The following is an 11,750-nucleotide window of genomic DNA, read 5'->3' as shown; positions in this document are numbered from 1 at the left end:
AAGGGATTGCCCGAATGACGGGACGCATTGTCCGCGGAATCGGCGGCCTGTATACGGTCCGGGAGGACGAAAGCGAAACGGAATTTGTGCTGAGGGCGCGTGGAAAGCTGCGCAGGCAGCATATGACGCCGATGGTGGGCGACCGGGTGGCGTTCAGCCCCGGCAGCGGCGAGGAGCACGGCTGGCTGGAGGAAATCCTGCCGCGGGCGACCTGCTGCGTGCGGCCGCCCGTCGCCAACGTCGACGTTCTGGCGCTGGTGGTCGCGCCAGTGCCGCAGCCGGACCTTTTGCTCATCGATCGAATGATCGTCTGTGCGCGCCGCGTCGGCATTCAGCCGTTGCTTTGCGTGAATAAGTGCGATCTGGAGGCCGATCTCGACGAGGCCTGTCGTGCGGCTTATGAGCGCGCGCAGGTTCCCGTCTTTACCGTGAGCGCGCATGAAAGACGGGGGCTTGACGCGCTGAAAGCTTATCTGGCGGGGAAGACCGTGTGCTTCGCGGGGCAGTCGGCCGTGGGGAAGAGCTCGCTGCTGAACGCGCTGTTGAACCTGTCGCTTCCCACGGGAGATGTGAGCCGCAAGACAGAGCGCGGGCGGCACACGACACGACACGCGGAGCTTATCTTTGCAGAGGGCTTTCGGGTGATGGATACGCCGGGTTTCAGCCTTCTCGGATTCGAAGAGGGCTTTGAGCCGGAAGAGCTTTTGGCGTATTACCCGGAATTTGAGCCGTACGAAGGAAAATGCCGCTTTGCGCCCTGTCTGCACGACCGCGAGCCCGGATGCGCCGTGCGCGAGGCGATGCAGCAGGAAAAAATATCGACGGAACGCTGGGCACGGTACTGCGTGCTGCTCGGCGAATTGCGCGAACTGTGGAGGAATCGGTATGATTAGGTTTTCGCCATCTATTTTAGCCTGCGATTACATGAACATGGGCAAGGATATCGACCGGATGGAACAGGCGGGCGCCGACTGGCTGCACCTGGACATCATGGACGGCCTGTTTGTGCCCAACATCAGCTTTGGCCCTGCGGTTGTTTCCGCGGTGGACATGCAGAGCAATCTCCCGCTGGATGTCCACCTCATGATCGTCGACCCGGATCGTTACATCGACGCCTTCGCCAAGGCGGGCGCCGACTATCTGACGGTTCATGCGGAGGCGGTGAAGGATTTGAGCCAAACCCTAGACAGCATCCACGCAGCCGGCATGAAGGCGGGTGTCTCGCTGAAGCCCGCTACCGAACCTTCTGTACTGGAGGGATGCCTCTCAAAGATAGACCTCGTGCTCGTCATGACGGTGGAACCGGGGTTTGGCGGGCAAAAGCTCATGCCGGAAATGCTGAACAAGGTCAGCGTGGTCGAGCGAATGCTGCGCGGAGCGGGAAGCGGTGCGTTGATCGAGGTAGACGGCGGCGTCACGATGGACAACGCCATGCAGGCGGTGCAGGCGGGTGCGGAGGTTCTGGTGATGGGCACGGCACTGTTTAACAGCGCGAATCCGGGCAATATCATGTCGATGCTTCGCGCCGCGAGCGAGGGCGCAGAAAAATGAATGCGCTGATCGTACTCGGCGGCCAAAAACCCTCTTCAGGCCTTTTGCAGGAGCTGGCGAAGAGGGCGTCGCTCGTCTTATGCGCTGATTCCGGCCTGGAGGCGGCGCTTGAGGGCGGCATACGTCCGGACGCGGTCATCGGGGATATGGACAGCGTATCGGATCATCTGCTGAACCGCTATGCTTCCGAAAACGGAAAGGTGTTGCGGCTTCCCCGCGAGAAGGACGATACGGACGGCGTAGCCGTGCTCGATTACGCGATCGGGCTCGGCGTAAAGCAAATTACGCTGACTGGAGCGCTGGGCGGAAGGCTCGATCACGCGCTGGCCAACTGCATGCTGCTCGTGCGTGCCGCAAACCGCGGTCTCTCTGCCTGTATCGAAGAAGACGGTCAGCATATCGAATTGCTTCGCGGCTGCCGTAAGATCGAGGGGCACAGCGGCCAGACCTTTTCGCTGCTTTCCTTAGGGGCGGCGCACGTAGCTTCGCTGGAAGGCGCGCATTATCCGCTCTGCGACTACGCGATGAGGAGCGACTATCCGATCGGCATCAGCAATCTGTTTGAGACATCCTGCATCCGGGTCGAGGTGGACGCAGGCGACGTACTTTTCTTTCAGATCAAGTAAGCTATAGACGGGGATATCAGAAAAAAGCCGCGTATTTCCGCATCATTTTGGCCTTCTTCCGCATAGAGTGTGGTAAAAGCGGGGGTGATGGCCATGGGCAGATGCAGGGGAACACGCGGCTTTTCGCCGCCTTGCGGCGGCAATCCGCGGCGCGGCCAGGTGTTGATTGGGATTATTCTGATGCTGATCGGCCTTTTTCTCATCTTCCTGTGCATTCCATTTCAAATTTGGATCGTGCTCTTTGGCGCGGCGCTGATCCTGCTGGGATATTTTTTCATCCGTACACCTTGAGGCGGGCGAAGGGGATGAAAAGGATTGCGGTACGGGAAGCGTTGAAAGGGGGGAAGAGCTCATGCGCATTCGGATGGTTTGTCTGCGCGCACCTCGTTTTTTACGGGGTTTCCTGCGCCTCTTCGCGCGCTGAACGGAGACGAAAAAAACGTGATCCATGCTCTGGATCACGTTTTTAATCGCTCAAAAGAGATTACAGCGCGCGCTGGACTTTGCCGCTGCGCAGGCAACGCGTGCACACGTTCATGTGGCAAACGCTTCCATCGACCACTACGCGGACGCGCTGCGTGTTCGGCGCCCAGCTACGACGGGTCTTGCGATTGGAGTGGCTGACGTTGTTGCCGGACATGACGCCCTTGGCGCAAACCTCACAAAACTTTCCCATAAGTCACACCTCCTTCTGGAGCGGAAACAGTCATATAACAGAATCATTCTATCATCTTTTCGGGGTTTTGACAAGTACTTTTTGAAACCCACAGAAAAAAACATCTCAAGATCCCTGAATAAGCCCAGGCGGCACGACCATATTATATTTTTAAAGGAATATTCTTGCGCCTTTGGGACAAATCCTGTATACTGTAAGTTGATCCAATGAGACCGGGTCCGTTTGACCCTTGTGCAAGGAGGGTTTCTCATGGAATGTAAGATCAAAAATGATCTGGGTACAATTTCTATCAGCGAGGATGTCATGCTGAAGGTGGCGGGCTATGCCGCGCTGGAATGCTACGGCATCGTAGCGATGTCATCAAAGCGTGCCAAAGATGGGTTCGTGGAATGGCTTGGGCGCGAAAACCTGACGAAGGGCGTGCAGATTCGCGTCGAGGAAAATGTCATCGACGTAGACCTGTTCATCATCGTGGAGTACGGCATTTCGATCGCGGAGGTCTGCAACGCGATCACGGAGACCGTGCGCTACAAGATGGAAAGCATGACCGGCGCCAAGGTGCGGTGCATCAATATCACGGTTGAAGGCATTCGCGTCTGAGCGGCCTTTGATACGAACTGGAGGCGGAAAACTTGTCACAGGAAACCATCGATGGTTTGTTGTTCAAAGAAATGGTTTTGGCCGGCGCCAGCCTGCTGGAGCGCAACCGTGAGGCGATCGACGCGCTGAACGTGTTTCCCGTTCCGGACGGCGACACCGGCACAAACATGTCCTTGACGATGAAGTCCATGGTCAAAGAACTTTCGGCCCTGGACGAGGCGAACGCGGCAAAAGTAGCCGAGGCCGCGTCAAAGGGTGCGCTGAAGGGCGCCCGCGGCAATTCGGGCGTCATTTTATCGCAAATTTTCAGAGGCTTTGCGCGCGGCCTGGACGGCGCGGCGATCATCACGCCGGTGCTGTTCGCGCAGGCGCTCAAGAGCGGTGCGGATACGGCCTACAAGGCCATCATGAAGCCCAAGGAAGGAACGATTCTCACGGTCATCCGCGTCATCGCGGAGGAGGCGCTGCGTCAGGTTCGCAAGAATCCGGACGATATGCACGCGCTGATGGACGTTGTCGTTCAGAGCGGCGAGGCCATCCTGAAGAAGACGCCGGACATGCTGCCCGCGCTCAAGCAGGCGGGGGTCGTCGATTCCGGCGGACAGGGCCTGCTCACGGTCTTCACAGGCTATAAGGCGACCCTGAACGGCGAGCATATCGACGATACGAACATGGAAGTCGGAGAGGCTGCGACGCTTGACTTTGAGGACGACCACGACGCGCTTGAAGAAATCACGTTCAAGTATTGCACGGAGTTCATCATTCAGGATATGCCGGAAACCATTACGGAAAACGACATCAACACCTTCCGCCGCCGCCTGGCACGCATCGGCGACTGCGTGGTCGTCGTGGGCGACTTCTCGCTGGTCAAGGTGCACGTGCACACAAACGAACCGGGCAAGGCGCTGCAGTACGCCTGCGCCATGGGCGATCTCATCAACCTGAAAATCGATAACATGGCGGAGGAACGCAAGGAACGCCAGGCACGTCAGGCGCGCGAAACGAAGCAGGAGCAGCCGCAAAGCGATTACGGCATGGTCGCCGTCTCGCTCGGCGAGGGCTTCTCGCAGATTTTCAAGGATCTTTCGGTAGACCATATCGTCGAGGGCGGTCAGACGATGAATCCGAGCATCGAGGACATCCTGGGTGCGGTAGATGCCGTGAACGCCAAGACGGTTTTTGTGCTGCCCAACAACTCCAACGTCATTCTGGCAGCGACGCAGGCGGCCGAACTGTCCGATAAAAACGTCATCGTCATCCCGACCAAGAACGTTGCGATGGGCATCGGCGCGGTCGTCGCTTTCCAGCCGGATCTGGATCCGGACGGAAACGCGGCGAACATGACGGAGGCAGCCAATCGCGTGAAGACGGGGCAGATTACGTTCGCCGTGCGCGATTCCACCTTTGAGGGCAAGGAAATCAGGGAAGGCGACATCATCGGCATTTACAATGGAAAGATTCAGGTCGTGGGCAGCGACGTACACGACGTAGCGCTGGAACTTATGAAGATTCTGGTGACCGACGAGGACGAGTTGATCACGGTCTATTACGGCGAAGATACCAAGGAGGAAGACGCGCAGGCGCTGACGGACGAAATCGCCGGGATGTACGGCGAGCGCGACGTGGAGATTCAATACGGCGGTCAGCCCCTGTATTACTACCTCTTTTCGGCTGAGTAAACGAAGGGCCGCCTGATTTCAGGCGGCCCTTTTCTGGAGGAAACGATGCAGGCTTTCGCTTGGAAGGACTTCAAGGGCTTTGGACCGGCGCGCATAAAGGCGCTCGCTGCGCGGGAAATTGAATCGCCCGGACAGCTGCTCGAGCAGCTGCCGACCGGATACCGCGACACTACCGTGCCGATGCCCGTCGCCGCGCTCTCAGACGGCATGCAATGCGCTTTCGCGGGCTGGATCGATGGTGCTGTTCACCTGCATCGCGCGCACGGTATGGTATGGGTGAGCGCAAAGGTCAGAGATGACAGCGGCGTTCTGCGCTGCATGTGGTTTAACCAGCCTTGGATGAAGCAGCAGATCCACGAGGGGCAGGAGGTCCTGATGTATGCGCACATCGTCCGAAAGAAGACCGGTCTTATTGCGATGAACCCTACTCTGGAACGGGAAAGACGCATCACGCCTGTGTACGCGCAGATTCCGGGGGTACCGCAAAAGCTGATCAGAGATGCCGTGGCGCAGATGCTGGAAACGTACGATTGCGCGGACGACATGCCCATCTCACTTCGAGAGAGACATTCTCTGTGTGACCGCACATATGCACTGCGGCAGGCGCATTTTCCAAAGGACGCCTCGTCGCTCGCTGCCGCCAAGAGAAGGCTCGCGTTTGAAGAATTGCTGTACTTCCAGGCAGCGCTCACGGGCGTTGCAGCGGAAAAACCGCTCGGCATTCAAATCGGCTGCGGTACGGGGGATGCGGAAGCATTCTGGCGGGCGCAGCCTTTTACCCCGACCCACGCGCAGGCGCATGTGCTGGAAGAGATCCTTGTGGACATGGCGGCTCCTGAGGCCATGGCGCGCATGGTGCAGGGCGACGTGGGCTGCGGCAAGACGGCGATTGCCTTCGCGGCGCTGTATGCTGCCGCGAAGCACGGATTTCAGGGTGCTATGATGGCGCCTACGGAGGTGCTCGCCAGCCAGCACATGCGCTCTGCCGAGCAGATGCTCGAACCATTGGGCGTTCGATGCGGACTGCTCACCGGCAAGATGAGCGCGGCGCAGCGCAGGGAAGCGCGTGCGGCCATCCGCGACGGGTCCTGGGATGTGGTGATCGGCACGCACGCGCTGATTTCAGAGGGCGTGGAATACGCGAGGCTGGGCCTTGTCGTCACCGATGAGCAGCATCGGTTCGGTGTGCGCCAGCGCACGCGACTTTCGCTCAAAGGAGAATCGCCTAACGTGCTGGTAATGTCCGCGACGCCGATTCCGCGTACGCTCGCGCTCGTGCTGTACGGCGATCTCGACATCTCGGTCGTAGATGAACTGCCGCCGGGACGCAAGGCGGTGAAAACGCGTATCGTCGCAGAAGAAAAGCGCGCGGGGCTTTACGATTTTATCAGGAAAGAAGTGAAGATAGGCGCGCAGGTGTATATTGTCTGTCCATTGGTGGAAGAATCAGCCGACGGGGAAGAGTTCGTGAGCGCATCCAGACTCTATGAATCCCTGAAAGACGGCCCACTGCAGGGGCTTCGCCTCGGACTCGTTCACGGCAGAATGCGCAGCGTAGACAAGGACAGCGTTTTACGCGCGTTTGCTGCCGGGGAAATCGACGTGCTTGTCGCGACGACGGTCATCGAGGTGGGCGTCAACGTGCCGAACGCCACGATCATGGTCGTGGAGAACGCGGAGCGGTTCGGCCTTGCGCAGCTGCATCAGCTCCGTGGACGCGTGGGGCGCGGAGAAAAGGAAAGCTGGTGCTTCCTGCTGGCGGAGCCCAACGACCGATTGCGCACGCTTACCGGGACGAATGATGGCTTTGAAGTGGCGAGGCGCGATCTGGAGCTCCGCGGAGCGGGAGAGTTCTTCGGCACGCGCCAGCATGGGGAACCCCAAATGCCTGCGCTGATGCTCTGCGGCGAGACGGCGCTGCTGAAGGAGACGCAGGAAGCCTGGCGAACCCTCCGTGGTTCGCCCGCATATGCACAGGAAGCCGACGCGATTGTGCGCGCAGCGCGAAAAAGATTTGAGAAAAATGGTCCAACCTTGGCGAGAAATTGAAAAACGCCCAACGGGCTGCCTGTTTTTACTTGCTATTTTCGGGTGTTTATAGTATAATTCCTATGTGAGCCATGTCGTGGCTTATTATTTCTGTTGCAAGGTAGCGGCACATTTTTCTTTGCGCCGCTTCTTACTAATGTTCTTTTGAACAAGGAGGACTAGGCATGACGAAGTACGTATACCTGTTCAAAGAGGGAAACGCCAGCATGCGCAATCTGCTGGGCGGCAAGGGCGCCAACCTCGCTGAAATGACGTCTCTGGGCCTGCCGGTGCCGCAGGGCTTCACCGTGACGACGGAAGCCTGCACGCGCTACTACCAGGACAACAAAACCATCGGCGACGACATCGTAGCGCAGATCTACGAGGCGCTTGCCACGACGGAAGAAATCTGCGGCAAGAAGTTCGGCGATCTGGATAATCCCTTCCTTGTATCCGTCCGTTCCGGTGCCCGTGCTTCCATGCCTGGCATGATGGATACCATCCTCAACCTCGGTCTGAACGACGTGGCCGTCAAGGGCCTGGCGAAGCTGACCGAGAACGAGCGCTTTGCTTACGACTCCTACCGCCGCTTCATCCAGATGTTCTCCGACGTCGTGATGGAGATCCCGAAGTCCAAGTTCGAGCGCGTTCTGGACGCCATCAAGGAAGCGAAGGGCGCCAAGTACGATACCGACCTGAACGCCGAGGACATGAAGGAAGTTACCGAGAAGTTCAAGGCGATCTACAAGGAAGAAAAGGGCGAAGACTTCCCGCAGGATCCGAAGGTTCAGCTGATGGAGGCCATCAAGGCCGTCTTCCGCTCCTGGGATAATCCGCGCGCTATCTACTATCGCCGCATGAACGACATTCCCAGCGACTGGGGAACCGCAGTCAACGTGCAGTCGATGGTCTTCGGCAACATGGGTGATACCTCCGGCACGGGCGTTGCGTTCACCCGCAATCCTTCAACCGGCGAAAACAAGCTCTACGGCGAGTACCTGATCAACGCGCAGGGCGAGGACGTCGTCGCGGGCATCCGCACGCCGCAGGAGATCTCCACCCTGAAGAACGTCATGCCGGAAGTGTACGAGCAGTTCGCGAAGATCGCGGATACGCTGGAAAAGCACTACCGTGACATGCAGGACATGGAATACACGATCGAGCGCGGCAAGCTGTACATGCTGCAGACCCGTAACGGCAAGCGCACCGCCGCGGCTGCGCTGAAGATCGCCGTCGATCTCGTGAACGAGGGCATGCTCACCAAGGAAGAGGCCGTGCTCAAGGTTGAGCCCAAGCAGCTGGACGCGCTGCTGCATCCGCAGTTCGACGCTTCCGCTCTGAAGGCCGCCAAGGCGATTGCCACCGGTCTGGCCGCTTCTCCGGGAGCCGCCTGCGGCCAGGTGTACTTCACCGCTGCCGAGGCTACCGCCGCCGCTCAGTCCGGCCAGAAGGTCGTTCTGGTTCGTCTGGAGACCTCTCCGGAGGATATCGAGGGCATGGCGCATTCCCAGGGCATCCTGACCGCCCGCGGCGGCATGACGTCCCACGCGGCCGTCGTGGCCCGTGGCATGGGCACCTGCTGCGTAGCCGGCTGCGGCGCGCTGAAGGTGGATGAAGAGGCTAAGACCGCTACGATCGGCGACAAGGTCTTCAAGGAAGGCGACTGGATGTCCATCGACGGCTCCACCGGCAACGTCTACGGCGAAGCCATCAAGACCGTTGAGGCCTCTGTTTCTGGTGATTTTGCGACGCTCATGGCTTGGGCGGACGAAGCGCGCAAGCTGCAGGTTCGCACCAACGCGGACAATCCGCGCGATACCGAGGTTGCCGTCAAGTTCGGCGCTGAAGGCATCGGCCTGTGCCGCACCGAGCATATGTTCTTTGAAGCGGACCGCATCGCGGCTGTCCGCGAGATGATCCTGGCCGAGACCGAGGATCAGCGCCGCGTCGCGCTGGCGAAGATTCTGCCGATGCAGAAGGGCGACTTTAAGGCCATGTACAAGGCGCTGCAGGGGCGTCCCATGACCGTTCGCTACCTCGACCCGCCGCTCCACGAGTTCCTGCCCCAGAAGAATATGACCGAGGAGATCGCGGCGATCGCCAAGGAGCTGAACACCACCTCCGAAGCCATCGTATCCAAGATCGACGCGCTGCACGAGTTCAACCCGATGATGGGTCACCGTGGCTGCCGTCTGGCCGTGACCTACCCGGAAATCGCTGAGATGCAGACCCGTGCGGTCATCGAGGCTGCGATCGAGGTTTCTCAGGAAGACGGCATCGAGATCCATCCCGAGATCATGATTCCGTTGGTTGGCGAGGTCAAGGAGTTGGCCTACGTCAAGAAGATCGTCGTGGAGACCGCAGAGCAGGTCATGACCGAGAAGGGCGTAAAGCTCGATTACAAGATCGGTACCATGATCGAGATTCCGCGTGCGGCTGTCACCGCGGACGAAATCGCCAAGGAAGCGGAATTCTTCTCCTTCGGCACCAACGATCTGACGCAGATGACGTTCGGCTTCTCGCGCGATGACGCGGGCAAGTTCCTGGACGCTTACTACGATAAGAAGATCTTCGAGTCCGATCCCTTCGCCCGTCTGGATCAGAACGGCGTAGGCAAGCTCGTGCAGCTGGCTGCTGACCTGGGCCGCAAGACCCGCCCGGACATCAAGCTGGGCATCTGCGGCGAGCACGGCGGCGATCCGTCTTCCGTCATGTTCTGCCACAAGGTTGGCCTGAACTACGTTTCCTGCTCGCCGTACCGTGTGCCGATCGCCCGTCTGGCGGCTGCGCACGCTGCGATCATGGAAAAGAACGAAAAGTAAGACTTGCGATAAAGTATCTGGACCCGCTTCGCTTTGGGGCGAAGCGGGTCTTTTTTCGAGGATCATCAGGAGCGTGCGGCAATGAAAGAAATTACCATGTATACGGACGGCGCCTGTTCCGGCAATCCCGGACCGGGAGGTTGGGGAACGGTCCTGATCTACGGGGATCACCGGAAGGAGATGTCCGGCTTTATGCCGGATACCACGAATAACCGGATGGAGGTCTTCGCCGTCATTCAAGGCCTTCTGGCGCTCAAACAGCCCTGTAGGGTTTCGATCTATTCGGATTCCGCCTACTTTGTCAATGCATTCAATCAGCATTGGATTGAAAATTGGAAACGCAACGGCTGGAAAAACGCCAGCAAAAAGCCGGTCGAAAATCAGGACCTGTGGAAGTGGCTGCTAACGCTCATGCAGGATCATGAAGTTACAATTCATAAGGTCAAGGGGCATGCGGACAACGCTTTCAACAACCGCTGTGACGAACTGGCGACCGGTCAGATCAAGCAAAACGCCAAGGCGGCGATAAAACCGTAGTTTTTAGCTCGGGGAAGTGAGACTGAAAACACTTCGCAAAAGCCTTCTTTTGCGAAGACATTGACCTTCTTCCTCGATTATGATATACTGGTTTCACAAATTCGCAGAACCAGGTGTTAAATATGCCCAACGATTATCAAAAGCAAACGGCGCGCATGCGCACGGAAAGTCTTCGCAAGCTCGAACGCGAGCTGCCCCAGTGCTGCCTGGATTACTTTATCGCTATAGAGTCGCAGACGGGTACGCTTACACGCCTTGCTTACGCATATGACCTTCGCATCTTCTTCCAATACCTTTCTGCGGAAGTTCGAAAATTTGGCGGCAAGGACGTCCTCTCCTTCGACGACGAAGACCTTCGCAAGATCACCAAAGCCGATATTGAGCGCTACGGCCAATACCTGACGCTTTACTATAAAAATGACATCGACGAGGACGGAAACGTGTCCTCGCGTGAACTCGAGAATGCCGAATGCGGCAAGATGCGCAAGCTTTCATCGCTGCGTTCGTTTTTCAAGTATCTATATGCGGATGGCCGTATTCCCGGAAACCCCGCCGAACTGGTACCGCTGCCCAAACGTCATGAAAAGGCGATTATTCGCTTGGAACTCGACGAGGTAGCCCGCATTCTAGACGAGGCCGAAAAGGGCGAAAATCTGACGGCACGCCAGCAAAAATTCCACCAGATCACGCGAAAACGCGATCTAGCGATGCTGAGCCTCTTTTTAGGGACAGGTATCCGTGTGAGCGAATGCGTCGGACTGAACATTGACGACTTCGACTTTACGCAAAACGCCTTTATCGTGACGCGAAAAGGCGGCGCCGAGGTCATGCTTTATCTGTCCGACGAGGTTTCACAGGCGCTGCAGGATTATCTGTCGGAGCGCGAGCAAATAGAAGCGCTGCCGGGTCACGAAAACGCTTTCTTTCTCTCCATACAGCGCCGCCGCATCACGCAGCGCGCAGTCGAGAACCTCGTCAAAAAGTATGCTGCCATTGCTGCGCCGCTGAAAAAGAAAATCAGCCCGCATAAACTGCGCAGCACGTACGGCACCAACCTGTATCGCGCGACGCAGGATATTTACCTCGTCGCCGACGTATTGGGCCATTCGGACGTCAATACGACACGACGGCATTATGCGGCCATGCTCGAGGATCGCAGGCGCTCCGCGGCAGAACACACGCAGCTGCGTGAACCCGACGATACCCACGATTGAAACGAATATTGCTTAAG

11 protein-coding genes are annotated in these 11,750 nt (G+C 58.1%); 10 read left to right on the top strand and 1 reads right to left on the bottom strand.

What is annotated here, in order from left to right; all coding sequences use genetic code 11:
- The first annotated feature begins 14 nt into the window (after positions 1 to 14).
- From rsgA to C1725_RS10780, 4 genes are all read left to right on the top strand, one after another.
- On the top strand, positions 15 to 893 hold the full coding sequence (rsgA, locus tag C1725_RS10795) for a ribosome small subunit-dependent GTPase A (RefSeq protein ID WP_102411613.1): 879 nt from the start codon (positions 15 to 17) through the stop codon (positions 891 to 893).
- Positions 886 to 1,551: a ribulose-phosphate 3-epimerase gene (rpe, locus tag C1725_RS10790; RefSeq protein WP_102411612.1), complete on the top strand. Its 666-nt coding sequence runs from the start codon at positions 886 to 888 to the stop codon at positions 1,549 to 1,551. Before rsgA ends, rpe begins: the two co-directional genes overlap by 8 nt.
- Positions 1,548 to 2,177 carry a thiamine diphosphokinase gene (locus tag C1725_RS10785; protein ID WP_102411611.1) on the top strand — a complete coding sequence of 210 codons (630 nt, stop codon included), beginning with the start codon at positions 1,548 to 1,550 and terminating at the stop codon, positions 2,175 to 2,177. Before rpe ends, C1725_RS10785 begins: the two co-directional genes overlap by 4 nt.
- Positions 2,178 to 2,270: 93 nt before the next feature.
- Positions 2,271 to 2,468, top strand: a complete 198-nt coding sequence (locus C1725_RS10780) for a hypothetical protein (RefSeq protein ID WP_146009229.1) — start codon at positions 2,271 to 2,273, stop codon at positions 2,466 to 2,468.
- A gap of 193 nt (positions 2,469 to 2,661) precedes the next feature.
- On the opposite strand, the gene rpmB is transcribed toward C1725_RS10780, so the two are convergent.
- Complete coding sequence (gene rpmB, locus C1725_RS10775) at positions 2,662 to 2,853, bottom strand: 50S ribosomal protein L28 (RefSeq protein ID WP_102411609.1); 192 nt, start codon at positions 2,851 to 2,853, stop codon at positions 2,662 to 2,664.
- A gap of 249 nt (positions 2,854 to 3,102) precedes the next feature.
- On the opposite strand from rpmB, the gene C1725_RS10770 reads away from it, so the two are divergent.
- The 6 genes from C1725_RS10770 to C1725_RS10745 all read left to right on the top strand — a co-directional run bounded on the left by C1725_RS10770 (position 3,103) and on the right by C1725_RS10745 (position 11,733).
- Complete coding sequence (locus tag C1725_RS10770) at positions 3,103 to 3,453, top strand: Asp23/Gls24 family envelope stress response protein (protein ID WP_102411608.1); 351 nt, start codon at positions 3,103 to 3,105, stop codon at positions 3,451 to 3,453.
- Positions 3,454 to 3,485: 32 nt separating this feature from the next.
- Positions 3,486 to 5,132 carry a DAK2 domain-containing protein gene (locus C1725_RS10765; RefSeq protein WP_102411607.1) on the top strand — a complete coding sequence of 549 codons (1,647 nt, stop codon included), beginning with the start codon at positions 3,486 to 3,488 and terminating at the stop codon, positions 5,130 to 5,132.
- Positions 5,133 to 5,177: 45 nt separating this feature from the next.
- Positions 5,178 to 7,181 (top strand): ATP-dependent DNA helicase RecG, encoded by a 2,004-nt coding sequence (gene recG / locus C1725_RS10760; protein WP_102411606.1) that lies wholly within the window; start codon positions 5,178 to 5,180, stop codon positions 7,179 to 7,181.
- A gap of 164 nt (positions 7,182 to 7,345) precedes the next feature.
- Entirely contained in the window at positions 7,346 to 9,982 is a 2,637-nt protein-coding gene (gene ppdK / locus C1725_RS10755) for a pyruvate, phosphate dikinase (RefSeq protein WP_102411605.1), read from the top strand.
- Between the two features lie 81 nt (positions 9,983 to 10,063).
- Positions 10,064 to 10,519: a ribonuclease HI gene (gene rnhA / locus C1725_RS10750; RefSeq protein WP_102411604.1), complete on the top strand. Its 456-nt coding sequence runs from the start codon at positions 10,064 to 10,066 to the stop codon at positions 10,517 to 10,519.
- A gap of 122 nt (positions 10,520 to 10,641) precedes the next feature.
- Entirely contained in the window at positions 10,642 to 11,733 is a 1,092-nt protein-coding gene (locus C1725_RS10745; RefSeq protein WP_102411603.1) for a tyrosine-type recombinase/integrase, read from the top strand.
- Positions 11,734 to 11,750 lie beyond the last annotated feature (17 nt).

This window comes from Beduinella massiliensis (genome assembly GCF_900199405.1).
Classification (GTDB): Bacteria; Bacillota; Clostridia; order Christensenellales; family Aristaeellaceae; genus Beduinella; species Beduinella massiliensis.
Note: the sequence above shows the minus strand (reverse complement) of the source record. Positions and strands in the feature narration are given on the sequence as shown.